This window comes from Pseudoclavibacter sp. RFBJ3 (assembly GCF_002931375.1).
In the GTDB taxonomy this organism is placed as follows: Bacteria; Actinomycetota; Actinomycetes; order Actinomycetales; family Microbacteriaceae; genus Pseudoclavibacter.
In genome coordinates, this window is record NZ_PSXZ01000005.1 from 220,783 (window position 1) to 246,256 (window position 25,474).

A 25,474-nucleotide genomic window follows, 5' to 3' on the forward strand; every position below is an offset into this window, starting at 1 on the left:
TCATGTCAAGATCGAATGCGCCGTACCACCACGGCAACCTCGGCCCGGTCCTCGAGGCCGCAGGCATGGAGCTGCTCGCGCAGAAGTCGCACGCCACGATGAGCCTCCGGGAGCTGGCCCGCGAGGCGGGTGTCAGCCACAACGCGCCGTACCACCACTTCGGAGACAAGACCGGGCTCTTCAAGCGCCTCGGCGAGGTGAGCATGCAGCACCTCGTGCACGCGGTCAGCTCGGCGGATGCTCCCGGGGCCGCCCCACAGGAGCGTGCCCTCGCGCTCACCGTCGCCTACGTCGAGTTCGCCGTCGAGCATCCACACGCCTTCACGCTCATCTACGACCCGGAGGTCTGCATCCCGGGGGCGCCAAGTGCCACGATGGCGCCACTCATCCAGGAGCTCGAGGGGCTGCTCGGGAATGCGGCCGCCGGCCTCGACCCGGAGGCGAGCCCCGCCAGGATCGAGGCACGTGCCACGGCGCTCTGGGCAACCGTGCAGGGCCTGTCCCACCTCGTGATCGCGGGCCACCTCACGCTCGCCCAGGTCAGGCCAGCGCTCGCCGAGTCGCTTCGACGCTAGGTGGTCATGCATAACCCGGATGTGACCCGGGAGTTATGCCAGCGACGCGACGACGGCGGCGATCCTGCGTTCGCGAGTCGCGTCGGCCTTCGCTGACTCGACTTTGGTGATGTGGGCCTTCCTGGCGCTCGGTGAGAGGGCATCGAAACGCGCCAGTGCGCCCGCGTCGTCGAGCGCCTCGGCGAGGTCCGCGGGCACCTCCGTGGTGCGCGGCTCGGTGTCGAGCTCGATGACGACGGTGATCGGGTCGCCACCCTGTATGCCCGTCTCCTTGCGCTTCTCTGCGCTGAACGAGATGAGGAAGCGCCCGCCCATGACCGCGACAGTGCTCCGGTACGTGTAGCCGTTGACGGTCACGACGACGGCCGGCTTCTTTCCTGCGCCGAGCCGCTCGATGACCTCCACCGGCACCTCGATGCCCGTGTTCCTCCCCATGAGGCTCATGGTCGTCGTGAATTCCATGCCGAGATTGTTTCACGGTATTCCCTGCCGGGATGCCTCGAAATGTCGGCGGCCTGTGCCACGATCGGATGGTGTGACGAGGCCCGTCGTCCATAGGAGAGAAAGGGACGACCATGGCCGTCATCCTCAACCCGTACATCCACCTCCTCGACAACGCGCGCGAGGCGCTCGAGTACTACAGGGAGGTGTTCGGGGGCGAGCTCGTGCTCAGCACGTTCGGCGGCTCCGGCATGCCGATGGACCCCTCCGAATCGGAGAAGATCATGCACGGCCAGCTGACGACTGCCAGCGGGTTCACGATCATGGCCTCCGACACGCCCTCCTTCATCGAGCCCAACCCCGGACGAACGGTCGAGATCTCGCTCAGCGGCGACGCCGCCGAGGAGCTTCGCGGGTACTGGGACAAGCTGGCCGACGGCGGCGAGATCGAGCAGCCGCTCGTGCAGGCGCCGTGGGGAGACACCTTCGGAATGCTGGTCGACCGTTTCGGGGTCGCATGGATGGTCAACATCCTGGGAAGCTGACGAGTGCCCGAAATGCGTTCGGCCTGGCTGCGCCGTACACTTGACGCCGACCTACTGCGAGGTGAGTGACCCTGGTGCCATCGAGTTTCGACGTGACGTCGCTTGCTTCTCTCGACACTTCTGCGTTGCCGCGAATCGGACGAGCCGTTGGGCGCGGAAGCGCGCACGCCAAGCTCATCCTGTTCGGCGAGCACGTCGTCGTCTACGGGAAGCCGGCCGTCGCGCTTCCGCTGCGTGCCATGCGCATGCGAGCGACCGCCTGGCGCGAGGGCACTGAGCCGCGCTTCGAGTCCGACCACTACACGGGGCCGCTCGCGGCAGCTCCGGAGATCGTGGAGGCTCCGAGGAAGGCCATCGAGGAGACGCTGCGCGCGATCGGGGGCGAGCTCGCGGGACTCACGGTCGCGGTTCGCGGCAACATCCCGCTCGGACGAGGACTCGGGTCGAGTGCCGCTGCGGCCGGCGCGATCGTCGACGCCGTCTCCCGCCTGCACAACGTGACGCTCTCCGGTGGTGAGCACTTCGCGCTTGTCCAGCTGGCCGAGCAGGTGGCGCACGGCAAGCCGAGCGGGCTCGATGCGCTCGCAACGACCATCCCGTCGCCCATCCGCTTCCAGAACGCGAGCGCCGTGCCCGTGCCGGTCGCCCTCGACGCCTGCTTCGTGATCGCCGACACCGGTGTGCACGGATCCACGCGCCAGGCTGTCGACGACGTGCGCACCTCGCTCGAACGCGACCACGACGCCACGATGTCCATCATCGACGCCCTCGGGGAGCTCTCCGACCTGGCCATCACCGACCTCGAGACCAACGAGGCACGCTCGCTCGGCTCCCGGATGTCGGAGGCGCACGTGCTGCTCTCCAGTCTCGGCGTGAGCCACCCAGCCCTCGACGAGCTGGTCGAGGCTGCGACCGGCGCTGGCGCGTTCGGCGCGAAGCTCACGGGAGGCGGGCTCGGCGGGTGCATCGTCGCCGTCGTCGATCGGGGAAACGCAGCGGTCGTCGCGGCTGCGCTGCAGAGCGCTGGTGCGATCCAGACCTGGAGCGTCACCAGCACTGGCACGCCGCTGTGACCGCGACCGCCGTCGCCTACCCGAACATCGCGCTCATCAAGTACTGGGGGAAGCGCGATGAGGCGCTCATCATCCCGCAGACCTCGAGCCTGTCGCTGACGCTCGCGGTCTACCCGACGACGACGACCGTCTCGCTCCTGGGGGAGGGCCAGTCCCACGAGATCCTCCAGGACGGCACGGCTATGCCGGAGGCCGCGGCCGCCAAGGTCGCGCGCTTCCTCGACCACGTCGGCGAACTCGCCGGCAGCGCGCGGTCAGCGCGGGTCGAGACGAGCAACGCGGGACCGACGGGCGCTGGTCTCGCATCCTCCGCCTCCGGCTTCGCCGCGCTCGCAGCGGCAGCATCGTCGGCGTACGGCCTCGACCTGTCGCCGAGGGAGCTGTCGCGGCTCGCACGGCGCGGCTCTGGCTCGGCCTCACGCTCGATCTTCGGCGGCTTCGCCGTCTGGAACGCGGGCACCGACGACCTCAGCTCGTACGCCGAGCCGGTCGACGATGCGCACATCGACGCCGCCATGGTGCTCGGCATCGTCAACGCGGGGGCGAAGTCGATCTCGAGCAGGGAGGCCATGCGCCGGACCGTCGAGACCTCCCCATACAACGCGCCATGGGTCGAGACGAACCCAGGCGAGCTGGCGCTCATGCGCGATGCGCTCCGCCGTGGCGACTTCACGGAGGTCGGCGAGATCTCGGAGCGAAACGCCCTCCGCATGCACGCGGCCATGCTCGGGGCCGTGCCCCCGGTCCGCTACCTCACGGCGGGCAGCATGGCGCTGCTCGATGCCGTCGCCGCCCTCCGACGCGGTGGCCTCGAGGCCTACGCCACCATGGATGCCGGGCCGAACGTGAAGACGCTGTGCAGGGCCTCCGAGGCCCCGGCTGTGCGTGACGCGCTCGCATCCTCGGCCCCCGGCACCGAGTTCGTGATCGCCCCGGCCGGTCCGGGTGTGGCGGTCACGAACGCCGACGCACAGGCAGACGCCGCCCCCGGAGTGGTGCGGTGATCGTCGCCGAGGCGCCGGGCAAGCTCTTCGTCAACGGCGAATACGCGGTCGTCGAACCGGGCAGGCACGCCGTGGTCGTCGGCGTGTCGAGACTCATCCGAGCGAGCCTGCGGGCTGCCTCGGCCGACGAGGGCAGCACCGTCAGCTCGCACCAGTTCGGCGCGCAGCCGGTCCCCGTGAACATCGACGGCGACCTCGTCTCGATCGATGCCCCCGGGGCGGACCTCGTCCGGGAGTGCATCCGAGTGCTGGTCCAGCTGGCGCACGAGCGTGGCATCGAGCCGCAGCCCTTCGCGCTCGACATCGAGAGCGAGCTCGACGACGTCAGCGGTCGCAAGTTCGGCCTCGGCTCGAGCGGCGCGGTCGCCGTCGTCACCGTCCGCGCCGTGGCGGAGCACTTCGGCATCGACGTCGGCGACGACGCGGTGTACCGCCTCGCGAGCCTCGCCACGATCGAGCTGCGCCCCGCCGCATCGTGCGCCGACATCGCGACGAGCACACTCGGCGGGTGGGTGCACTATGCCTCACCGGATCGCCTCGCCGCTCGCGAGCTCCGACGCCGCAGCGGGGTCGAGGCGAGCCTGGTCGAGGCCTGGCCCGGACTCGTCCTCGAGGCGCTTCCGTCCCCGAGCTCCGTCGTCCTGCACGTGGGGTGGACCTCGGCGCCGGCTTCGACCGCCGAGCTCGTCAGCACCCTGCACGCCGGAGACTGGCGGTCGACCGAGCAGTACGCGGCCTTCCTGACGGAAAGCGATCGCATAACGGCAGCGCTCGTCGCCGCCGTGCGTGCCGAGCGCAGCGAGCTGGCCCTCGCGGCCATCCGCGACGCCGAGGCCAACCTCGAGGCGCTGGACGAGCTGAGCGGCATCGGCATCCGCACCGAGGCGCTCTCGGCGCTCATCGCGGCAGCACGCTCGGTCGGGATCCCCGCGAAGACCTCCGGGGCCGGTGGCGGAGACTGCGGCATTGCCCTGGCACCCGCCCACAACGAGGAGCTCAATGCCGCGTGGCGCGCCGCCGGCATCGAGGTCCTGGATCTGCACGTCGTACCGCACCGTCGAGTTGGAGTTCGAGAACATGGCTAACCGCAAGGACGAGCACGTCGACCTGGCCCTCGCGCAGCGTCCCGGCATCGTCCGGAACGACTTCGACGATGTCCGCTTCATCCATCACGCGCTCGGCGGGGTCGACCGGGCGACCGTCTCGACGGCCGTGCAGGTGGCTGGCGCGAGCTGGCCGGTGCCGTTCTACCTCAACGGGATGACGGGCGGCAGCGAGCGCACGGGCATCATCAACGGCGACCTGGCGCGCGCAGCTCGCGAGACCGGGATCGCGATGGCCGCCGGCTCGCTCTCCGCCTACCTCAAGGACGCATCGACGGCCGCCAGCTTCCGCGTCATCCGTGACGAGAACCCCACCGGCTTCGTCATGGCGAACGTCAACGCGACCGTGTCGCCGGATGACGCTCAGCGCGCCGTCGACCTGCTGGAGGCGAACGCCCTGCAGATCCACATCAACTCGGTGCAGGAGACGGTCATGCCGGAAGGCGACCGGGACTTCGCCGCGTGGCCGGCTGCGATCGAGTCGATCGTGGAGCGCGTGAGCGTGCCGGTCATCGTGAAGGAGGTCGGCTTCGGACTCAGCGCGAGCACCCTGGAGCGGCTGGCCCAGCTCGGCGTGCAGTACGCCGATGTGAGCGGGCGCGGCGGCACCGACTTCGCCAGGATCGAGAACTCCCGGCGCCGCCTCGGCGACTACGCGTCCCTCGTGGGCTGGGGCCAGTCGACGCCGGAGGCGCTCATCGAGGCTGACTCGAGCACTGCCGCTCTGCCGGTCCTCCTGGCGTCGGGGGGAGTGCGCACACCCCTCGACGTACTCCGCGCTCTCGCGCTGGGCGCGCGGGCGGTTGGGGTCTCCGGGCACTTCCTCGAGGTGCTCGTCGAGCACGGGGTCGAGACGCTCATCGAGCACATCCGCTCCTGGCAGGAACAGCTCACATCGCTCCAGACGATGCTCGGCGCCGTCACCCCTGGCGCGCTCAGCCAGCAGGAGCTGGTCCTCCACGGCGCCCTCCTCGACTTCTGCACCTCCCGCGGCATCGACCCGGCCACCGTCTCGCGTGCACGCGGGCGGGGCACCCTCCCATCGAAAGGACAGCGATGAGCACCGAGCTCCTCGACCACGCACCAGTTCCGCTCAAGTGGGTCGGTCCGGTTCGCGTGACCGGCAACGTCATGGAGGGTGAGCAGCTCGTGCCGCTCGCAACCTACGAGCAACCCCTGTGGCCGTCGGTCGGCCGTGGTGCCAAGATGTCGATGCTGGTGCCCGACGGCATCAAGGCGACGCTCATCGATGAGCGCATGAGCCGCTCGGTGCTCTTCGAGGCAGACGACGCCGGCGTCGCGCTCAAGGCGCTCCGCGAGATCGAGGCGCACATGCACCTGCTGCAGGAGGTGGTCGCGACCAGCAGCCGATTCGCGCGCCTCATCGACCTGCACGCGCAAATCGCCGGCAACCTGCTCTTCCTGCGCTTCGAGCTCACGACCGGGGATGCTTCCGGCCACAACATGGTGACGCTCGCCTCTGAGCGACTCATGGACTTCATCCTGCGTCGCTGGCCCGAGCTTCGCTACGAGTCCATCTCTGGCAACTTCTGCTCAGACAAGAAGGCGACTGCCGTCAACGGCATCCTGGGCCGGGGCAAGAACGTCGTCACCGAGCTGGTGCTCCCGCGCCGCACCGTCGAGCGGTGGCTGCGATCGACCCCTGAGAAGATCGCCCAGCTCAACGTCCGCAAGAACCTCATCGGCACGATGCTCGCCGGCGGTCTCCGGGCGGGCAACGCGCACTACGCGAACATGCTCCTCGGGTTCTTCCTCGCGACCGGCCAGGATGCGGCGAACATCGTCGAGGGCTCGCAGGGCATCACCCATGCGGAGGTGCGCGACGGCGACCTGTACTTCTCCTGCACGCTGCCCAATCTGATCGTCGGCAGCGTCGGAAACGGCAAGGGCCTCGACTTCATCGAGGCGAACCTCGCCCGACTCGGCTGCAAGGAAGAGCGAGAGCCCGGAGCGAACGCTCGGAGACTGGCCGTACTGTGTGCGGCAACCGTTCTCTGCGGCGAGCTCTCCCTCATGGCCGCCCAGACGAACCAAGGCGAGCTCATGGCCTCGCACATCAAGCTGGAACGCGCCGCGAACTGAGCGACGCTCGGAGACGATCGAAGACTATGACTACACCAATCGGCATCCACGACCTCGCGTTCGCGACGGGGTCACGCGTGCTCGACCTCTCGGTCATCGCCGAGCGGCTCGGGACCGAACTCGAGAAGTACACGATCGGCATCGGCCAGGAGCGGATGAGCATCACCGCTGCCGACGAGGACGTCGTCACGATGGGTGCGGCCGCGGCCAAGCAGATCATCGACCGGCACGGCGTCGAGGGCATCAGGACGGTGCTCTTCGCGACGGAGACCGGCATCGACCAGTCGAAGGCCGCCGGTGTGTACGTGCACCAGCTGCTGGACCTTCCGGCGACCTGCCGCGTCGTCGAGCTCAAGCAGGCCTGCTATTCGGCGACCGCCGCGCTGCAGTTCGCCACCGCCCTGGTCGCCCGTGATCCCCGTCAGCGGGTGCTCGTCATCGCCAGCGACATCGCGCGCTACGAGCTCGGCTCGAGCGGGGAGCCCACGCAGGGCGCGGGGGCTGTCGCGATGCTCGTCGCTGCGGACCCGGACCTGGTGGTCATCGAGCCAGGCTCCGGAGTCTTCACGAGCGACATCATGGACTTCTGGCGGCCGAACGGGCGAGTCACCGCGCTCGTCGATGGAAAGTACTCCATTCGCGCCTACCTGCAGGCCGTCGAGAACGCCTGGAGCGATTACGCGGCCCAGGGTGGATTCCCGATCAGCGAATTCAGCCGCTTCTGCTATCACCAGCCGTTCACCAAGATGGCGTCGAAAGCGCACCGTCACCTCATCAAGACCGCGGGTGGCGATCTGGACGCCGGGGTGCTCGACGCGCAGATCGCGTCGACGCTGAAATACAACAGAATCATAGGAAATACCTACACCGCGTCGATCTATCTGGCGCTCCTCAGCCTCTTGGACAGCGATGAGGACCTCGAGGCAGCGAAGATCGGGTTCCTCAGCTATGGCTCCGGAAGTGTCGCGGAGTTCTTCGCGGGGACGGTGCAGCCCGGATATCGACAGCATTTGCGTGCCGAGGAGAATCGGGCGGTTCTCGAGGCGCGAGTCCCCATCGACGCCGCGGAATACCTCGTGTGGCATGAGCGACGCGACCCGAGTGGACTTGGCGAGTTCACGCTCCCCAACGAGACGCCCGGCCCATTCCGACTGGCGGGATTCACGGATCTCAAGCGGGAGTACACCTCTACGCAGTGATTCCACTGGGCGACGGCGTTAGCATTCGGGTATGAGCGAGAACATCACCGTCGGAGTCGCCGGAAACCAGCCTGGAATCGTCGCCACGCGATGGGCGGCCGCGCGAGCCTCTCGCGGTCGGAAACGTCTGAAGCTCGTGCACATCGTCGATCCGAGGATCGCGGGGGCCGGAAACCCAGACCTCCTCATCGAAGCGGAGAGCGCTGCGGCTCGCATCCTCCAGGAGGCCGCGGAGGCGGCGCTTGCCGTGGACGCGGCGCTCGAGGTCGAGACGGCCGTCATGACCGGAGCCATCATCGAGACCCTCACGGAGCTGTCCAAGACGTCCAGCCTCCTTGTGGTCGGCAGCAACCGGGGGGAGTCCTCAGGGCGGGCGAGTGGCACGCACAGCGTGCGCGTGGCCGCAGCCAGCGAATCTCCGGTCGCCGTGATCCCCGACGTCGATCTCTCGGGCCGGCGCGGAGTGGTGGTCGGGGTCGACGGCTCCGACCTCTCGGAGCATGCTCTGGCCGTCGCGGCCGAGGAGGCGAGCCTGAGCGGAGAGCCCCTCATCCCGGTGCACGCCTGGCACGCCCCGAACGTGTACGGCGGCGGCGTCATCGTGACCGGCGACTTCTTCGATGAGCTCCGCCTCTCGGCGGAGGAGACGCTCTCACTGGCCCTCGCCGGGCTGCGGGGGCGCTACCCGGATCTCGAGATCACGCCGGTGGTCGTGGAGGGCATCCCGGACATGGCGATCATCGATGCCGCCCATTCGGCGTCGCTCGTGGTCGTCGGCAGTCGTGGACGCGGCACCTTCGCTCGTCTCCTGCTGGGTTCCGTGAGCCACGGGGTCCTCGCGCACCTCGAGACGCCGACCATCGTCGCCAAGTAGGGCGTCTCGCTTCTGCGTCTCCGGTGGAGATCTCGGTCACGGGGAGAAGCTTGAATGCAGCGGGTGAGTGACGAAAAGAGGGCCGGACGGCATTCGCCGTCTGGCCCTCTTCTCTGCGTGCGGTCCGAACTAGGTTGCCCCTGCGGCCGCTCAATCCCGCAGCTTAGGAGTTCGCCGCTTCGAAGTCCTCGATGATCGAGCCGGGAATGCGGCCTCGGTCGGAGATCTTGTGTCCTTCAGCGCGCGCCCAGGCGCGAATTGCCGCGAGGTCGCGCTTCGGGCGGCTGGAGCTGGAACCCGTCGACTTGTTCTTGCGGGTCTTTGCTACCGTGCGAGCCGCCGACACGTAGTCAGCGAGGGCGTCGCGCAGCTTCTTGGCGTTCGCGTCCGAGAGATCGATTTCGTAGTCGGTTCCGTCGAGGGCGAATTGAACGGTCTCGCCTTCGCCTTCGGCGAGTGAACTCGAGTCGATGTCGTCGACGAGCTGATAGATGACTTTCCGAGCCATGTGGATCCCCTTCGGTTATTGCAGAGCGAATACATGCTAGATGATTGTCCGGTGATTTGAATCCAGGTTCGTCCAGAAGGCCGAAGTCGGTGCCGAATTCCCCGAACACTAGGTGACGACACGATGAGGTCACGCACAGCCGAAGGGATTTCGGTTGCCGATCCCGCGGCCCGCCGGAATGCCACTCGGGCGCTCGGGAGCGAATGACGGCACCTCAGAGCGGGCTGGCGACTGGTGCAGGCAGGATACGATTTCGACAGCTATGAATGTTCTTCAGGGATTCGCGGTCATCGCCGTCATCGTCACGGTGGGCGTGTTCCTGGCACGCAGTGGCGTGCTCGGGCAGACCGGGCAGACCGGTCTCTCGAAGCTCGCGTTCAACGTGGCGACGCCGGCGCTGCTCTTCACGCTCATGGCAGACGCGCACCTCGAGGTCCTCTACTCGAGTCAGTTCGTCGTGACCGCGATCGCGATGACCGCCGTGGCACTCGTGTACGGCGCCATCGGCGCGCTGCGAAAGTGGGGGCTCGGCACGACGACCTCAGGTGCGATGGCGGCAAGCTATGTCAACGCCGGCAACCTCGGCATCCCCATCGCCGTGTATGTCCTCGGTGATGCGACGCTGGTCGCTCCGGTGATGCTCGGACAGCAGCTCATCATGGGCCCCATCTTCATGACCCTGCTCGATATCGCCTCGCGGGCCGAGGACGCGCCGAGGCTCCGCTGGTGGCAGATCGTGCTGCGTCCGTTCCGGAACCCCATCGTCATCGGTGCGCTCGCTGGCATCGTCGTGAGCGCATCCGGCATCACCATCCCGCCCTTCCTGCTCGATCCGCTCGAGCTGCTGGGGGGCATGAGCGTTCCTGCCATGCTGCTCGCGTTCGGTATGTCCCTGTGGGGCAACGCGATCCCCTTCCGGGAGCCAGAGCGGGCTCCTGCGATCGTGGCCACCGTGCTCAAGGTGTTCGTGCATCCGGCGCTCGCCTGGCTCATCGGGGCGTGGCTCTTCGGCCTCGATGGGGCGGCTCTGCTCATCGTGGTCGTCACCGCGGCCCTGCCCTCCGCGCAGAACGTCTTCACCTACGCCAGCAACTACGGGGTGGGGATGAGGGTCGCGCGCGAAGCGATCCTGGCGTCGACGTTCCTGTCTGTTCCGGTCATCTTCGTCGTCTCGCTGCTGCTCTCGAAGTAACGAGAGCAGATTGCCGCTGGCGCTTCGAATTCGAGGCGGGCTAGCGTGGGGGCATGGAGCTCTGGCGCGGGGAACTGCGATGGCCGATCAAGTCGTCCTTCGTCGAGTACGTGCGTCGCTCCGGCGGCAAGGTGCTGCTCGAGGGTGGCGCGTTCGTCGACGACGAGGAGTTCGCCTACCCGCGCGGAGCCACCGACTCGGCGTGGCTGGCCGGCGACGCCCCCATGGGCAGCGCCTCCTTCACCGGAGCCGTTCGCCTCACCGGGCACGGCGGCATGCTCGACGTCAGCTTCCGGAACCCGCAGCTCGTCTTCGAGGGTGAGGACGCGAGGCTCGTCGTGCAGGGTGCGGGCGGCGAGCTCATCGACTTCGCGAGCTGCGAGGTCGGAACTCCGCTCGTGCGCGACGACGTCGCCGAGTGGCTCGGGGTGCGGGTGATCCTGACTCCGGAGGGCTCGAGGGTCTTCAACGGCATGTACCGCCCGTACTCGGAGATGGACTCGCTCAACTTCACGCTCGCCCTGGGTAGGGCGCAGTCCCCGCGGGAGGAGCGCGCCTAGCGAGTGGCGTCGGGTGCCTGTGCCGGTGCCTGCGTGAGGTCGGGCAGGATGCCAGCTTCGGTCAGCTGCTTGGCGAGTCCCGCGCCGTCCGGAGCGTAGACCCACGGGATGGGCGCGTTCTTGCGCCAGTGCGCACTGGCCGCGCGTCCACCCGCAAGCACTGCCTCGCTGGTGGACAGCTGGCGGATGGCGATCGCGAGCACACGATCTGGGTGGCGGCTCGTGAACTCGCCGTAGATCTGCTCGTCATGCTGTCCGTCGTCGCCGACGAGGATCCACTTGATGTCAGGAAACTCCCGCGCGAGGCGGTCGAGGTTGGAGACCTTGTGCTCGAGCCCGGAGCGGAAGATGCGATCCGGGGTGGGCCCCCAGTCGGTGAGCAGGAGCGGACCGGCGGGGTAGAGGTTTCGCCCGAGGAAGCGCGCGAGCGTCGGGGCGACGTTCCAGGGGCCTGTCGACAGGTACACGACGGGGGTCTCGCTGCGCCCGAATGAGGTCAGGATGCGCTCGGAGAGCACGCTCATGCCCGGGGTCGGTGTGCGCGCGTGCACGTCGAGGACGAAGGTGTTCCAGGCCGCGAGCATCGGGCGTGGCAGCGCCGTCACCATGACGGTGTCGTCGATGTCGGAGAGCAGGCCGACGCGCTGCTCGTCGGCGACGATGAAGACAGGCGCGGTGCTCGTCTGGCGATCGAAGCTCTCGAACGTGATGGTGTTCCACCCGGGCTTGAGGTTCGCGGGGAGGTTGATATCCACGATGCCGCCGCGGTCGGCTTTGACCGAGTGTCGAACGCCGTCGATGATGACGGTCGCGGGGACGTTGCCTGCGGAGACCCGCGCGAAGCTCCGCCATCCGCGGACGACCGATTCCCGGCGCTTGCGCCTGAGCAGCCTGGAGAGGCTGAAACGGCGCCGGTTGCCGGGAGGTGCCATGTGGACCCGCGCGAGGGCGCGAACCCAGGAGGTTGTCCCGTACCCGGTGTACGGCTCGAGGACCGTGAGGTAGCCACGCTTGCGGACGAGCTTCACACGCACGAGGCGCACTCTGTCCTCGATGCGGAAGGCGTTGTCGATCACGGCCCTGACGGGCTTGAGGCTCAGAAGCCAGCGCTCGAGCGGGGACTTGGCGTCGGAGGTCGGCGTCACCCGCTCATCCTCGCACGCCAGCGGTCTCGGCGTCTGAGTCGTCGTGGCCCGTCGGGGCGTGGGAGGTGGATCGATCGGCCGACGCAGCGGCAGCCTGCGCGTTCGCTTCGTCGAGATCGCGGTTCATGACCTTGCCGACGGCGCGCTTGACCAGCCACATGATCAGGAGGAACACGACGATGACGCCGACGAAGAGGTAGCCGGCCCAGTGCAGCGACGACGAGAGCTCGCGGAAGCTGGCGGACGCTCCGGCCGCGGCGCTCACGTAGGCCGTCGACCAGATGACGCAGGCGGGGATGGTCCAGGCGAGGAAGCTCCGGTAGCGCATGCCGCCCATCCCTGCCGTCAGCGGCACGAGGGAGTGGAGCACGGGCAGGAAGCGGGAGATGAGGACCGCGGGGCCGCCTCGACGCTGGATGAGGAGCTCCGCGCGCTGCCATCGCTCGTCTCCGAGCCAGCGGCCGACTCGTGACGCGCGGATCCTCGGTCCGAACGTGCGACCGAGCCAGAACCCGAAGGATTCGCCAAGCAGTGCGCCCACGATGGAGGCCGCGATCGTCAGGACCCAGGGGAGTGGTGCGTCGATGCCGGTGCTCAGCGCGAGCAGGACCGTCTCGCCGGGCACGATGAGGCCGATGAGCACGCTCGTCTCGAGCAGGATCGCGACGCCGACCAGCACGATCCGCCACACCGGAGGCACGGACTCGATGTACTGGAGGGCGGTCTCGATCAGCTCGTTCATGCTCTGCTCCCCGCATCCATGTCGCAGACTCTAGGGCCCGAACTTTGGCATCCCTGGAGATTCCCCTCCGTTATCATTTCGTTACATCCACTACAATATGTAGAAGTACCTGATCCGAAGGCGAAAACAGCAGAACTTAGGGTGTCCTATTCGACACGATGTAGTAGTCGGGGCGGCGTAGCATTGGGCCAGGAGTCGCGCTGCGATCCCGGGGCATCACGCCCAACCTCAGACGCATCAGGAGGCACTGTGGACGCCCTGCTGGATCCACTCATACTCGCGCGGTGGCAGTTCGGTGTCACGACCATCTACCACTTCCTCTTCGTGCCCGTCACTCTCGGGCTGGTCCTCGCCATCGCCATCTGGCAGACGGCCTGGGTCCGCACGGGCAAGGTCACCTACCTTCGCCTCACGAAGCTCTTCGGCAAGATGTTCCTGATCAACTTCGCCATGGGCGTCGTGACCGGCATCGTGCAGGAGTTCCAGTTCGGCATGAACTGGTCCGACTACTCGCGCTTCGTCGGCGACGTCTTCGGTGCGCCGCTCGCGTTCGAGGGGCTCGTCGCCTTCTTCCTCGAGGCCACGTTCATCGGCCTGTGGATCTTCGGCTGGGACAAGCTGCCGCCGAAGCTGCACCTCGCGACCATCTGGCTCACGATGATCGGCACGTGGACCTCCGCCTACTTCATCCTCGCCGCCAACGCGTTCATGCAGAACCCGGTCGGCTACGAGATGAACGAGGCCAACGGGCGAGCTGAGCTCGTCGACTTCGGCGCGGTGCTCACCAACCCCGTCGCGATGGCGGCGCTGCCGCACACGATCTTCGCCTCCCTCATGGTGGGCGCGGCGATCATCATCGCGACCGCCGCCTGGCACCTGAAGCGCGACCAGAACCACGACGTCATGCAGCCAGCGCTGAAGTTCGGCCTCTGGTTCATGCTCGTCGGCGGCGTCGGCACGATGCTCAGCGGCGACCAGCTGGGCCTCGCCATGGTCGAGGCCCAGCCCATGAAGATGGCCGCGGCCGAGGCGCTCTACACGACCGCGACCGGCGCAGACGCCTCCTTCTCGATCTTCACGTGGGGCACCCCGGACGGCTCGTCCGAGCTGTTCTCCATCCGCATCCCCTACCTCCTCTCCTTCCTGTCGACGCACACCTTCGACGGCACCGTCGAGGGCATCAACGACCTGCAGGCCCAGTACACGGCGCTCTACGGCCCTGGCGACTACGCCCCGGTCATCTGGGTCACCTACTGGGCGTTCCGCTGGATGATGGGCTTCGGCATGGCCTCCATCGCGGTCGCCGTCGCCGGTCTCTGGGTCACGCGCAAGAAGGCGAAGAACCCGCCGAAGAAGTGGATGTGGAACCTCGCGATCCTCACGGTGCTGTTCCCGACGCTCGGCATCACGGTCGGCTGGATCTTCACCGAGATGGGCCGCCAGCCGTGGCTGGTCTTCGGCCTCCTCAAGACGGAGGCGGGCGTCTCGCCCAACGTGAGCGGGCTCAGCGTGCTCATCTCGCTCGTCGCCTTCACGCTCGTCTACGCGATCCTCGCCGTCGTCGAGGTCAAGCTGCTGCTGAAGGCCGCGCAGGAAGACCCGCCGAGTTTCGATTCCAACGCAGATGGCACCGTCGATGACGTTGCCGCCGTCAAGGTGAAAGCGAGCGTCTACTGATGGATCTGCAAGTCCTCTGGTTCTGGATCGTCGCCTTCTTCTTCGTCGGCTACTTCGTGCTCGACGGCTTCGACTTCGGCGTCGGCATCGCCCTCCCGTTCATCGGCAAGGACGACACCGACCGACGCGTGCTCATCAACACGATCGGCCCCATCTGGGACCTCAACGAGACCTGGGTCATCGTGGCCGGAGCGGCACTCTTCGCGTCCTTCCCGGAGTGGTACGCGACGATCTTCTCCGGCTTCTACCTGCCGCTGCTGCTCATCCTGCTCGCGCTCATCGTGCGCGGCGTCTCGTTCGAGTACCGCCACCAGGGCAAGGGCGTGGAGTGGACGAGGTGGTTCGACTGGATGATCTTCGTCGGCTCGGCCGTCCCGGCCCTCCTCTGGGGTGTCGCGTTCGCGAACATCACGCAGGGCCTCGCGCTCGACGAGAACTTCAACTACATCGGCTCGTTCTTCGACCTGCTGAACCCGTACGCCCTGCTTGGCGGGCTCACGACGCTCACGCTGTTCTTCTACCATGGGCTGGTGTTCATCACTCGGAAGACGGAAGGTGACATCCGCGACCGTGCACGATCCCTCGCGCTGAAGGTCGGCGTCGTCGTCGCGGTGCTCGCGATCGCCTTCCTCGGCTGGACCGTCGTCGCGCACTTCTCGGTCGCAGGTCTTGCCCTCGCGCTCGTCGCCGTCCTCGCGTTCGTCGGCTCCTACGTCAGCACGCTGCTGGGGCGTGACGGCATCGCCTTCGCGCTCGGCGCGCTGACCGTGGCCGCCGCGGTGCTGACGCTCTTCGCCTCGCTCTTCCCGAACCTGCTGCCCAACACGCTCGACCCCTCCAACCCGCTGACGATCACCAACGGCTCGTCCAGCGACTACACGCTCGGGATCATGAGCTGGGCGGCGCTCATCATCGTCCCGTTCGTCCTCGGCTACCAGGCTTGGACCTTCTGGGTCTTCCGCAAGCGCATCAGCAGGAAGACGATCACCGGAGACGCGCACGAGGAGCCAGCGGTCGTCGCCGCCTGACCCGTGAAACCCCTCGACCCCCGCCTCCTGAGCCACGCCGCGTCGGCACGAAGCTTCTTCGTGCTCGGCGCGGCGCTCGGCGCAGTCCAGACCGCATCCATCGTCGGCTTCGCCTGGCTCGTCACGCACCTCATCGTGTCCGCGATCGCGGGTGAGCGCGTCGTGGAGCTGCTGCCGTGGTTCGGCGCCCTGCTCGTCGTGATCGCCGTCAGAAGCGCGGCGACCTGGGGCATGGAGGCCATCTCCGCACGCGCGGCCGCGAAGGTGAAGAGCGAACTGCGCTCCAAGCTGCTCGCGTCCATCGCGAAGCTCGGCCCTGCCTGGCTCACAGGCACCTCCAGCTCCCGGCTCACGACGCTTGCCGGCCCAGGCCTCGGCGCCCTCGACACGTACTTCGCCAAGTACCTCCCGCAGCTCATCCTGACGGCGATCGCCGCTCCCGTGCTGATCGTCGTGATGGCGCTCTGGGACCTCCCATCCGCCATCACGGTCATCATCACGCTGCCGCTCATCCCCGTCTTCATGATCCTCATCGGCTGGGCGACCGAGAAGGTCCAGAAGCGGCAGTGGACGGCGTTGTCGACGCTCGCGACCGGGTTCCTCGAGGTCGTGGAAGGGCTGTCGACGCTCAAGATCTTCGGCCGTGCGGAACGCCAGCCGGCGCGCATCCGCGAGGTCACCGACGGCTATCGGGTCGCGACCATGAAGGTCCTCAGGCTCTCCTTCATGTCCGGCTTCGCGCTCGAGCTGCTGGCGAGCCTGTCCGTGGCCCTCATCGCCGTCACGATCGGCATCCAGCTCATCAACCGGGACATGACGCTCGAGGTCGGGCTCTTCGTGCTCCTGCTCGCTCCTGAGGTGTACCTGCCGCTGCGCCAGGTCGGAGCCCAGTTCCACGCAGCCGCGGACGGCGTCGCCGCCTCCGACGATGTGTTCTCGATCATCGAGGAAGCCGAGAGGGCGCCTGCGCCGAGCGATGTGCGCACGACCGCTGCTGGCCGCCCGATCGGCGCAGGCCTGCAGCACCGAGGCCTCGCCTTCACCGGCATCACCGTCGGCTACGAGGGACGCACCGTCCTCCGCGACTACAGCCTCGTCGTGCCTCCGGGCGAGGTGACGGCGATCGTCGGCCCCTCGGGCGCCGGCAAGTCGACGCTGCTCGGCGTCGCGCGCGGCACCGTGGGTGCCTCGGGCACCGTGACCATCGAGGGCGAGCAGCTCACGGGCGATCGCCGCAGGGCCGCGATCGCCTGGATGGGCCAGTCGGCCTCGCTGATCGAGGGGACCGTCGCCGAGAACGTGGCACTCGGCCAGCCGGATGCAGGGCCAGACGAGGTCCGTGCGGCCCTCGCCGATGCCGGCCTCGAGTTCCTCGACGGCGACCGGATGCTCGGGGTCGCGGGCGCGGGTCTGTCCGGTGGGCAGTCGCAGCGCGTCGCGCTCGCGCGGACGCTCCTACGCGCCCGCCGACTCGACTGCCCCGTCGTGCTCTTCGACGAGCCGAGCTCGGCGCTCGACGCCGACACGGAGCAGCGCATCGCTGCCGCCTTCCGGAGCCTGGCACAGGAAGGACGGGCCGTGCTCGTCGTCAGCCACCGGCGCGCGCTCGTCGCCTCCGCCGACTCGGTGCACACCATCGAACGACTCGAGACGGTGGCGAACGCATGACCGGGAACCGGCAGCGCGTCTCCGACGACGAGCGGCGGATCCTCCGTCTTGCGATGCCCTCCGCTCGGCGCCTGTGGCCTTCGATCGCCATCGGCCTGCTCAGCGCGATCTGCGCCGTGGCGCTCCTCGCGACGAGTGCCTACCTGCTGACCCGGGCGTCGGAGATCATCCACATCCTGCTGCTGGGCATCGCGATCGTCGGCGTGCGTGCCTTCGCCATCGGGCGAGCCGCGTTCCGCTACGTCGAGCGGCTGCTCGGCCACGACGCCTCGTTCCGGCAGCTCGCCGAGCTGCGCGTCGGCGTGCTCGAACGTCTCATCCCGCTGGCTCCCGCTGGCCTCGCCACGCACCGCCGGGGAGACCTGCTGACACGACTCGTGAGCGACGTCGACGAGCTGCAGTTCCTGCCCCTGCGCGTCGCGCAGCCGCTCATCATCGCCGGCCTCACGTCGACGCTCGCCGTCATCGGCATCTGGCTCGTGAGCGCCCCGGCCGCACTCGTGCTCGCGATCTGCCTCGTGCTCGCGGGGATCATCGCGACCACCACCAATCTCGCGATCTCGGGACGCGCCGACCGCGAGGCCGCGCCGCTCCGGGCGGCCCTCAACGACCGCATCTACGAGACCGTCTCCAATTTCGAGACGCTCGAGGCTTACGGGGCGCTCGACGCGAAGCTCGCCGAGGTGGACGCCGCGGACGCGAGACTCCGCGACGCGCTCGTCTCGCGGGCACGGGGGAGCGGCGCCGTCGCCGGACTCGTCATGCTCTTCTCCGGCCTCGCGACGGCGGGGGCGCTTGCCGTCGGCATCGACCCCACCGTCGACGGCACGCTGCTCGCGCCGATGCTCACCCTCATCGCGCTTGTGCCGATGGCCCTGTTCGAGATCTTCGCGCAGGTGCCGCAGGCGGTCGCCGCCTGGCGCCAGGTCAGGGCCAGCGCCGCCAGAGTCGCGGATGTCGCCCCGGCGTCAGCGCCGAGGGAGCTCCCGGATGCTCAGCCGCTGCCCGCCCCTCGCGCCGACCCGAGCCTGCCGGTCACGCTGACCCTCGAAGACGTCTCGGCAGCGTGGCCAGGTGCGCGCGAGTCCGCGATCAGCTCCGTCTCGCTCAAGCTGGCTCCCGGCGATCGGCTGCTGGTCGAGGGCGAATCCGGCGCAGGCAAGACGACGCTCGCCAACGTGCTCGTGCGGTTCCTCGACTACGAGGGCTCGTACCGCGTCAACGGCGTGGAGGCGAAGGCGTACGCGCCCGCACAGGTGCGATCCGTCGTCGGCCTCATCGAGCAACGGCCCCACATCTTCGACGAGAGCATCAGGCAGAACCTGCTGTTCGCCAAGCCGGGGGCCGACGACGAGGAACTCAGCGCTGTCCTCGAACGAGTCGGCCTCGGCGAATGGCTCGACGAGCGGGGTGGGCTGGAGGCGCGGGTCGGCGAGCACGGCGCGCTCGTCTCCGGCGGTCAGGCGCAGCGCATCGCGCTCGCTCGCGGCCTCCTGGCCGACTTCCCGGTGCTCATCCTCGACGAGCCGACGGCCAACGTCGACCCGGGTCTCGCCGACAGGCTCGTCGCCGAGCTGCTCGCCGCATCCGGTGACCAGCGCTCCGTCGTGATCATCTCGCACACCCCGCTCGACCCCTCCCTCGTCACACGCGCGCTTCGGCTCGACGGCGAGTAGTCTTGGTCGTTGGTGTCCGACGCGAGGAGCCCCGCGCTTCGCGACGATGCCAGACGACCGCGACGAGAACCACCCTCCGTGCAGCAACCGGCAACGCGAAAGAAGAAATCTGTGACCGAAGCGACAGGCGCTGAGCCCCAGGAATACGACTTCAAGGCTCTCGAAGCGAAGTGGTCGGCTGAGTGGGACAAGCTGCAGCCCTTCGCGACGAACCTCCAGGGTGACGATCGCCCGCGCAAGTACGTCCTCGACATGTTCCCGTACCCGTCGGGCGACCTGCACATGGGGCACGCCGAGCAGTACGCACTCGGCGACGCCGTCGCTCGCTACTGGCGCCACCAGGGCTTCAACGTCCTGCACCCCATCGGCTGGGACTCCTTCGGGCTGCCGGCCGAGAACGCCGCCATCAAGAACGGTGGCGACCCCAAGGACTGGACGTACGAGAACATCGCGCAGCAGCGCGCCTCGATGAAGCGCTACGCGGCGTCCTTCGACTGGGACCGCGTCATCCACACCTCCGACCCCGAGTACTACCGCTGGAACCAGTGGCTGTTCCTGCAGATGTACGAGCGAGGTCTCGCGTACCGCAAGTACTCCGACGTGAACTGGTGCCCCAACGACCAGACGGTGCTCGCCAACGAGCAGGTCATCGACGGGCACTGCGAGCGCTGCGACGCGATCGTCGTGAAGAAGAAGCTCAACCAGTGGTACTTCAAGATCACCGACTACGCAGACCGGCTCATCGACGACCTCAACCAGCTCGAGGGGCACTGGCCGCAGAAGGTCATCACGATGCAGCGCAACTGGATCGGGCGCTCGCTCGGCGCTGACGTCGACTTCGTCGTCGAGGGGCGGGATGAGCCCGTCACGGTCTTCACGACGCGCCCCGACACGCTGTACGGCGCCACGTTCATGGTCGTGGCCCCCGATTCTGACCTCGCGTCCGAGCTCGCCGAAGGCGCAGACGACGAGGTTCGCGAGCGCTTCGCGAAGTACCTCGCCGACACCCGCGCGCTCGACTCCATCGACCGCCAGTCGAGCGACCGCCCCAAGACCGGCGTCGACCTCGGTCGCTTCGCCATCAACCCGCTGAGCGGCGAGCGCCTGCCCATCTGGGCCGCCGACTACGTGCTCGCCGACTACGGCACGGGCGCGATCATGGCGGTGCCCGCACACGACCAGCGCGACCTCGACTTCGCACGCGCGTTCGACCTGCCCGTCAAGGTGGTCGTCGACGTCACGCAGGCCGTCACGGGTGTCATCCCGATCATCCCCGAAGACGGGTCGATGCCGGAGTTCGAAGACCTCCACCCCGCCAAGACCGGGGAGGCGCTGTCCGGCGACGGACGCCTCACCAACTCGGGGCCGCTGGACGGGCTCTCGAAGCGCTCGGGCATCCAGGCGGCAATCGAGCTCCTCGACGAGCGTGGCACGGGCCGGGCCGCGAAGAACTACCGCCTCCGCGACTGGCTCATCTCCCGCCAGCGCTACTGGGGAACGCCCATCCCGATCCTCCACGGCGAGGACGGCAAGGAGGTTCCCGTGCCGCTGGACCAGCTGCCCGTGCGCCTCCCCGAGGCCGAAGGGCTCGACCTGCGCCCGAAGGGAGCCTCGCCCCTCGGCGGCGCGACCGACTGGGTGAACACGGTCGACCCGGAGACGGGCGAGCCGATGCTGCGCGACACCGACACGATGGACACGTTCGTCGACAGCTCCTGGTACTTCCTCCGCTTCCTCTCGCCGAACAACGAGCTTGCCGCGTTCGACGAGAAGACGGCCGCGAGCTGGGCACCCGTCGACCAGTACGTGGGCGGCGTCGAGCACGCCATCCTGCACCTCCTCTATGCGCGCTTCATAACGAAGGTGCTCTACGACCTCGGGCACGTCGACTTCACGGAACCCTTCTCGGCACTGCTCAACCAGGGCATGGTCGTCATGGACGGCAAGAAGATGTCGAAGTCCAAGGGCAACGTCGTGAGCCTCTCGGCCGAGCTCGACCAGTACGGCGTCGACGCCGTGCGCCTGACGATGCTCTTCGCGAGCCCGCCGGAAGACGACGTCGACTGGGCGGATGTCTCCGTCGCAGGCTCCGGCAAGTTCCTGGCGCGCGCCTGGCGCATCTCCGGCGAGGTCACGAGCCCCGTCGGCGTCGACTTCGGCGAGGGCGACCGTGGTCTGCGCCGCGAGACGCACCGCTTCCTCGCCGACATCCCGCAGCTGGCCTCCGGCTTCAAGTTCAACGTCGTGATCGCGCGCCTCATGGAGCTCACCAACGCGACGCGCAAGGCCATCGACTCGGGTGCTGGCCCGGCTGACCCCGCCGTGCGCGAGGCCGCCGAGGCCATCGCGGTTGTGCTGGACATGTACGCGCCGCACGCGGCCGAGGACATGTGGGAGCGACTCGGCCACGAGGGCAGCATCTCGCACGTCAAGTGGCCGACCGCGGCTCGCTCGCTGCTCACGCAGGACCAGGTGACGGCGGTCGTCCAGATCAACGGCAAGGTGCGGCACCGCCTCGATGTGCCCCCGACGATCGACGAGGCGTCGCTCGAGCAGCTCGCCATCTCTTCGCCGAAGGTGCAGGCCGCCATCGACGGCCGCGAGATCGTCAAGATCATCGTGCGGGCCCCGAAGCTCGTGAACATCGCGGTCAAGGGCTAGCAGCAGCCAGTCGCCCAAAGCCTGGCGCCAGACGCGCCCCCGCTCAGCCGAGCGAGGGCGCGTTTGCGTCTGCGCGTTTACCGGTCTACCGCCTTCTCGCGGTGGCTTTCCTCGCAGGCGCTTTCCTCGAGGTGGCTTCGCTCGAGGCGGCTTCGCTCGAGGTGGCTTCGCTCGCGGTGGCTTCGCTCGAGGTGGCTTTCCTCGAGGTGGCTTCGCTCGAGGTGGCTTCTTTCCTCTGATCGGCTTCTTCTCCCGTTTCGGGATGGCTTTCTCGCTTCGGGATGGGTTGCAACCCATCCCGAAGTGCGAAAGCCATCCCGAGACTTGCGATCGACGGCTTCCGCAGCGTGGTCGGTTGAAGGGCGTCGGGCGCTCGCGGCCCACTCTGCAGTCACCTGCCCTGTGCGAGAGTCGCTCTCCACAGGAGGGGACTTCGCGGGCCAGCGGATGCGCGCGCCGTCGTAGCGTCCGAGGGTGTCCGAATCCGAGCTGGCAGATCTCTTCGAGCGTCCGCCCCGACCGCGTCTGCGAATCGGGGTCGGCGCTGCGGTTGTGCTGGTCCTGGTCGTGCTCGCCGGGGCGATCACGCTCGCGGCCCTGCGTCCCACGCCAAGTCTCGGTGCCCTTGGGGAGGTGTCGCCGACCGAGAGCCTCCAGCTGAGCGCGACTGAACCGCCTGCTGGCGTACCGAGCTCCGAGGGGGCGACGACGCTCCTGGTCCACGTCGTCGGGGCCGTCACGAGTCCCGGAGTCTACGAGGTGCCGTCGACGGCCAGGGTGGTCGACGGGATCGCCGCGGCGGGCGGCCTTGCCGGCGACGCCGACCCGTCGCTCCTCAACATGGCTCGAACGCTCGTCGACGGCGAGCAGCTGCGGGTTCCGCGGATCGGAGAGACCCCCTCCGAGCCCGTCGGAGGGGGAGCGGGGCCGACTGGTGCCGGGGGTGCTGCCGGCGGTGGCCTCGTGAACCTGAACACGGCGTCTGCGGTTGAGCTCGAAGAGCTGCCGAGGATCGGACCGGCCATGTCGTCGCGCATCATCGACCACCGTGAGCAGAACGGCGGATTCGGTGCTGTGGAGGAGCTCAAGGAGGTCGCCGGCATCGGGGACGCCACCTACGAGGGGCTCGTCGACCTGGTGACCGTGTGACGACTCGGGAGGGTCGTGCCGTTCAGGTGGGGAATCTGGGAGCGCTGGCCGAGCGGCTCGATGGTCGAGACGCGCGTCTCGTGCCGGCGGCGGCCGGTGCCTGGGTCATGGCCTGGATCTGCGTCACGCATCCCTCCCTCGCCTGGGGGTGCGGCATCGGTCTGGCACTGCTCGCGATCGTGCTCCTGGCCGCGGCGCGTCTGCGGCCAGTGCTCGCGACGTTCGCCGTTGTCGCGGCCGTCATGGCGCTGCTCGCGGTGAGCGCAGGCGCTCAGCATCCCGTGAGGTCTCCCGAGGCGCTTCGCGCGGGCGCCGTGGAGGGGCTTCGGGTGCAGGCGACGGGCACCCTCACGACCCTCGTCGGGGAGGGCGCCGTCGCGGCTCCCGGCGGCGACGGTGGGCGCTGGTCCGGCGCGCAGCTGCAGGAGCCGTCCCACTTCGAGGTGCGCCTCGATTCGTTCGAGGTCGATGGGAGGAGCGGAGGCAGTGGCGCCTCGCTGCTCGCGTTCGGCAAGCTGAGCATGCCGACGTCGGCGGGAGAGCGGCTCCCAGCCATCGGCTCACGGGTCGAGCTCGAAGGGGTCCTCGGGCCCGCGGAGGCGGGCGACAGCGTCGCCGCTCTGGTCTTCCTCGACGCTCCGGCGCACGTCGTCGCCGCGCCCGGCGGTCTGCTCGAGGTCACCGCAGGGGCGCGAGACCGGTTCGTCGACGCGGCGCGAGCCCTCCCCGGTCTTGGCGCGCAGCTGCTCCCGGGACTGTCCGTCGGCGACACGCGCCTGGTCGGGGCCGAGCTGGACGACCGGATGAAGACGGCCGCGCTCACGCACCTCACGGCCGTCTCGGGGGCGAACTGCGCGGTCGTGGTCGCCGCGACCCTGGTCCTCGCTCGCCTCTGCGGGCTGCGGCGAGGAGTGCGCCTCGCACTCGCAGCCGCGGTTCTCGCCGTGTTCGTGGCGCTCGTCACCCCGGAGGGCAGCGTCATCCGGGCGAGCATCATGGCCATGGTCGTCCTGGTGCTCGAAGCCACTCCGCGTCGGTCGACAGGTCTTGCGCTCGTCGCCCTCGCCACGGTGGTCGTGCTCGTCGCCGACCCCTGGCGGAGCCGAGACTACGGCTTCGCGCTCTCGGTGCTCGCGACGGTCGGGCTGCTGACGCTCGCGAACCCGATCGGCGATCGCCTCGCACGCGTCATGCCACGGCCCGTCGCGCTCATGCTCGCCGTGCCCGCCTCGGCGCAGCTCGCGTGTCAACCGGTGCTGCTGCTCCTGACCCCGGAACTGCCGCTCTACGGCATTCTCGCGAACGTGCTGGCCGCCCCAGCGGCGCCCGTGGCGACGCTCGTCGGGCTGGTCGGCTGCCTGCTCCTGTGGGCCGCTCCCTGGCTCGGCCAGGCGCTTCTGTGGGTCGCCTGGCTGCCCGCGCAGTGGATCGGACTCGTGGCGATGGCGGTCAGTGACTGGCCCGGGGCGCTGCTGCCGTTGCCTGGCGGACTCCCGGGGGCGCTGCTCTGTCTCGCCGTCGTCGTCGCGCTCATCGTCCTGCTCCACCGCTGGAGAGCGTGGCTGGCGCTCCTGCTCTGCGTCGCCCTGGTGGCATATGTCGGCACGGTGATCGGGCAGGCGGTCCACCTCAGCAGAAGCATCCCAAGTGCATGGCGCTATGCGGCGTGCGATATCGGGCAGGGGGATGCGCTGCTCGTCACCACGTGGAGCGGCTCGGCGCTCATCGACACCGGTGCGGAGCCCGAAGCGCTGCTGGCCTGCCTCGAGACGCTCGGCGTCGACGAGCTGCGTCTGCTCGTGCTCACGCACTTCGATCTGGACCACACCGGGGCGGCGACGGCGTTGCTCGAGTCCGGTGTCGGCGTCGGGTCGCTTGTCGTCCCCGATACCGCCGAGGCGCGAGCGGAGCCGCTCGTCGACGAGCTGCGGGTGGCCGGCGCCCAGGTGCACTACGCCGCGAGTGGCGACTCCTGGACGCTCGGCGACCTCGCATGGAGCGTCCTGTGGCCGAAGCGCGGGAGCGGCGGGGAACCGGCGAGTGTCGGTGGCAACGATGGGAGTCTCGTGACGCTGCTCGAACCGACGATGTCCTGCGTGACGGTCTGCCTGTCGCTCGCCGCCCTCGCCGACCTGGGAGAGGAGGCGCAGCGCGGCTTGCTGCGCGAGCACCCGCACCCGCGGGCCGACATCGTCAAGATGGCGCACCACGGCTCGCGCGACCAGAGCGCGCAGCTCTACGAAGAGCTCTCCTCGTCGATCGGACTCGTCTCGGTGGGCGCAGACAACGGCTACGGCCACCCGACGGACGCGGCCCTCGGGATGCTCACCGCGGCAGGCACGCGGCCGCTGCGCACCGACGAGCTCGGCACCATCGTCATCGGCGAGGGAGGTCACGGAGGTTCGGACCCTCCCGCGGTGGCGGGAGTCGCCACGGCCCCGCGAACCCGAGGGCGATTCGCGCCGCCGCCCGCACTCAGGGCGCGGTCAGGGTGATCCTCGCCGCCCACAACCGACGCGTCGAATCCTCCTAGCCGGGTTCGACAGATCGG

The 25,474-nt window shown here is 68.7% G+C and carries 22 protein-coding genes; 18 read left to right on the forward strand and 4 right to left on the reverse strand.

The window, feature by feature from the left end; genetic code table 11:
* Positions 1-2: 2 nt before the first annotated feature.
* Entirely contained in the window at positions 3-575 is a 573-nt protein-coding gene (locus C5E07_RS07170; protein WP_104298997.1) for a TetR/AcrR family transcriptional regulator, read from the forward strand.
* Between the two features lie 33 nt (positions 576-608).
* Here the strand turns inward: C5E07_RS07170 and C5E07_RS07175 are convergent, their stop codons facing one another.
* On the reverse strand, positions 609-1,037 hold the full coding sequence (locus C5E07_RS07175; RefSeq protein ID WP_104240841.1) for a YdeI/OmpD-associated family protein: 429 nt from the start codon (positions 1,035-1,037) through the stop codon (positions 609-611).
* Positions 1,038-1,150: 113 nt separating this feature from the next.
* Between C5E07_RS07175 and C5E07_RS07180 the strand changes: the two genes are divergently transcribed.
* The 8 genes from C5E07_RS07180 to C5E07_RS07215 all read left to right on the forward strand — a co-directional run bounded on the left by C5E07_RS07180 (position 1,151) and on the right by C5E07_RS07215 (position 8,917).
* A complete protein-coding gene (locus C5E07_RS07180; protein WP_104240842.1) occupies positions 1,151-1,561 on the forward strand; it encodes a VOC family protein in 411 nt (136 codons plus the stop codon).
* Positions 1,562-1,686: 125 nt separating this feature from the next.
* Positions 1,687-2,634 (forward strand): mevalonate kinase, encoded by a 948-nt coding sequence (gene mvk, locus C5E07_RS07185; protein ID WP_104298998.1) that lies wholly within the window; start codon positions 1,687-1,689, stop codon positions 2,632-2,634.
* On the forward strand, positions 2,631-3,638 hold the full coding sequence (mvaD, locus tag C5E07_RS07190) for a diphosphomevalonate decarboxylase (protein ID WP_219820053.1): 1,008 nt from the start codon (positions 2,631-2,633) through the stop codon (positions 3,636-3,638). The genes mvk and mvaD overlap by 4 nt, the downstream gene beginning before the upstream one ends.
* The gene (locus C5E07_RS07195) at positions 3,635-4,723 is read left to right on the forward strand and encodes a phosphomevalonate kinase (RefSeq protein ID WP_181057866.1); all 1,089 of its coding nucleotides are present in this window, start codon (positions 3,635-3,637) and stop codon (positions 4,721-4,723) included. Before mvaD ends, C5E07_RS07195 begins: the two co-directional genes overlap by 4 nt.
* Complete coding sequence (gene fni / locus C5E07_RS07200) at positions 4,716-5,801, forward strand: type 2 isopentenyl-diphosphate Delta-isomerase (RefSeq protein WP_104298939.1); 1,086 nt, start codon at positions 4,716-4,718, stop codon at positions 5,799-5,801. Before C5E07_RS07195 ends, fni begins: the two co-directional genes overlap by 8 nt.
* Positions 5,798-6,844, forward strand: a complete 1,047-nt coding sequence (locus C5E07_RS07205; protein ID WP_104298940.1) for a hydroxymethylglutaryl-CoA reductase — start codon at positions 5,798-5,800, stop codon at positions 6,842-6,844. Before fni ends, C5E07_RS07205 begins: the two co-directional genes overlap by 4 nt.
* Before the next feature lie 26 nt (positions 6,845-6,870).
* Entirely contained in the window at positions 6,871-8,043 is a 1,173-nt protein-coding gene (locus C5E07_RS07210; RefSeq protein WP_104298941.1) for a hydroxymethylglutaryl-CoA synthase, read from the forward strand.
* 31 nt (positions 8,044-8,074) lie between these two features.
* Entirely contained in the window at positions 8,075-8,917 is an 843-nt protein-coding gene (locus C5E07_RS07215; protein WP_104298942.1) for a universal stress protein, read from the forward strand.
* Positions 8,918-9,080: 163 nt separating this feature from the next.
* Here C5E07_RS07215 and C5E07_RS07220 read toward each other — a convergent pair whose 3' ends face one another.
* The gene (locus C5E07_RS07220; protein WP_104240848.1) at positions 9,081-9,425 is read right to left on the reverse strand and encodes an Lsr2 family protein; all 345 of its coding nucleotides are present in this window, start codon (positions 9,423-9,425) and stop codon (positions 9,081-9,083) included.
* Positions 9,426-9,687: 262 nt separating this feature from the next.
* On the opposite strand from C5E07_RS07220, the gene C5E07_RS07225 reads away from it, so the two are divergent.
* Together C5E07_RS07225 and C5E07_RS07230 are read left to right on the forward strand one after the other, a co-directional pair.
* Positions 9,688-10,617, forward strand: a complete 930-nt coding sequence (locus tag C5E07_RS07225) for an AEC family transporter (RefSeq protein WP_104240849.1) — start codon at positions 9,688-9,690, stop codon at positions 10,615-10,617.
* 53 nt (positions 10,618-10,670) lie between these two features.
* Complete coding sequence (locus C5E07_RS07230; RefSeq protein WP_104298943.1) at positions 10,671-11,177, forward strand: HtaA domain-containing protein; 507 nt, start codon at positions 10,671-10,673, stop codon at positions 11,175-11,177.
* Here the strand turns inward: C5E07_RS07230 and C5E07_RS07235 are convergent.
* Together C5E07_RS07235 and C5E07_RS07240 are read right to left on the reverse strand one after the other, a co-directional pair.
* The gene (locus C5E07_RS07235) at positions 11,174-12,322 is read right to left on the reverse strand and encodes an App1 family protein (protein ID WP_258063799.1); all 1,149 of its coding nucleotides are present in this window, start codon (positions 12,320-12,322) and stop codon (positions 11,174-11,176) included. The genes C5E07_RS07230 and C5E07_RS07235 overlap by 4 nt on opposite strands.
* Before the next feature lie 4 nt (positions 12,323-12,326).
* Positions 12,327-13,064: a DedA family protein gene (locus tag C5E07_RS07240; RefSeq protein WP_104298944.1), complete on the reverse strand. Its 738-nt coding sequence runs from the start codon at positions 13,062-13,064 to the stop codon at positions 12,327-12,329.
* 249 nt (positions 13,065-13,313) lie between these two features.
* On the opposite strand from C5E07_RS07240, the gene C5E07_RS07245 reads away from it, so the two are divergent.
* From C5E07_RS07245 to C5E07_RS07275, 7 genes are all read left to right on the forward strand, one after another.
* Positions 13,314-14,741, forward strand: a complete 1,428-nt coding sequence (locus C5E07_RS07245) for a cytochrome ubiquinol oxidase subunit I (protein ID WP_104240852.1) — start codon at positions 13,314-13,316, stop codon at positions 14,739-14,741.
* A complete protein-coding gene (gene cydB / locus C5E07_RS07250) occupies positions 14,741-15,769 on the forward strand; it encodes a cytochrome d ubiquinol oxidase subunit II (RefSeq protein ID WP_104298945.1) in 1,029 nt (342 codons plus the stop codon). Before C5E07_RS07245 ends, cydB begins: the two co-directional genes overlap by 1 nt.
* A 3-nt stretch (positions 15,770-15,772) precedes the next feature.
* Positions 15,773-17,437: a thiol reductant ABC exporter subunit CydD gene (gene cydD / locus C5E07_RS07255; RefSeq protein WP_104298946.1), complete on the forward strand. Its 1,665-nt coding sequence runs from the start codon at positions 15,773-15,775 to the stop codon at positions 17,435-17,437.
* Complete coding sequence (cydC, locus tag C5E07_RS07260) at positions 17,434-19,113, forward strand: thiol reductant ABC exporter subunit CydC (RefSeq protein WP_104298947.1); 1,680 nt, start codon at positions 17,434-17,436, stop codon at positions 19,111-19,113. Before cydD ends, cydC begins: the two co-directional genes overlap by 4 nt.
* A 111-nt stretch (positions 19,114-19,224) precedes the next feature.
* Positions 19,225-21,774, forward strand: coding sequence for a leucine--tRNA ligase (gene leuS, locus C5E07_RS07265; protein WP_104298948.1), 2,550 nt, complete (start codon positions 19,225-19,227; stop codon positions 21,772-21,774).
* A 474-nt stretch (positions 21,775-22,248) separates the two neighbouring features.
* Positions 22,249-22,923: a ComEA family DNA-binding protein gene (locus tag C5E07_RS07270; protein ID WP_258063800.1), complete on the forward strand. Its 675-nt coding sequence runs from the start codon at positions 22,249-22,251 to the stop codon at positions 22,921-22,923.
* A 26-nt stretch (positions 22,924-22,949) separates the two neighbouring features.
* Positions 22,950-25,418: a ComEC/Rec2 family competence protein gene (locus C5E07_RS07275; protein WP_104298949.1), complete on the forward strand. Its 2,469-nt coding sequence runs from the start codon at positions 22,950-22,952 to the stop codon at positions 25,416-25,418.
* The last annotated feature ends 56 nt before the right edge of the window (positions 25,419-25,474 follow it).

Coding starts and splice junctions, on each gene's coding strand:
- C5E07_RS07230 (WP_104298943.1), top strand. CDS start 10,671: ATGGAGCTCTGGCGCGGGGAACTGCGATGGCCGATCAAGTCGTCCTTC.
- C5E07_RS07215 (WP_104298942.1), top strand. CDS start 8,075: ATGAGCGAGAACATCACCGTCGGAGTCGCCGGAAACCAGCCTGGAATC.
- C5E07_RS07170 (WP_104298997.1), top strand. CDS start 3: ATGTCAAGATCGAATGCGCCGTACCACCACGGCAACCTCGGCCCGGTC.
- cydC (WP_104298947.1), top strand. CDS start 17,434: ATGACCGGGAACCGGCAGCGCGTCTCCGACGACGAGCGGCGGATCCTC.
- C5E07_RS07180 (WP_104240842.1), top strand. CDS start 1,151: ATGGCCGTCATCCTCAACCCGTACATCCACCTCCTCGACAACGCGCGC.
- C5E07_RS07210 (WP_104298941.1), top strand. CDS start 6,871: ATGACTACACCAATCGGCATCCACGACCTCGCGTTCGCGACGGGGTCA.
- C5E07_RS07175 (WP_104240841.1), bottom strand. CDS start 1,037: ATGGAATTCACGACGACCATGAGCCTCATGGGGAGGAACACGGGCATC.
- C5E07_RS07225 (WP_104240849.1), top strand. CDS start 9,688: ATGAATGTTCTTCAGGGATTCGCGGTCATCGCCGTCATCGTCACGGTG.
- C5E07_RS07205 (WP_104298940.1), top strand. CDS start 5,798: ATGAGCACCGAGCTCCTCGACCACGCACCAGTTCCGCTCAAGTGGGTC.
- C5E07_RS07240 (WP_104298944.1), bottom strand. CDS start 13,064: ATGAACGAGCTGATCGAGACCGCCCTCCAGTACATCGAGTCCGTGCCT.
- C5E07_RS07220 (WP_104240848.1), bottom strand. CDS start 9,425: ATGGCTCGGAAAGTCATCTATCAGCTCGTCGACGACATCGACTCGAGT.
- cydB (WP_104298945.1), top strand. CDS start 14,741: ATGGATCTGCAAGTCCTCTGGTTCTGGATCGTCGCCTTCTTCTTCGTC.
- fni (WP_104298939.1), top strand. CDS start 4,716: ATGGCTAACCGCAAGGACGAGCACGTCGACCTGGCCCTCGCGCAGCGT.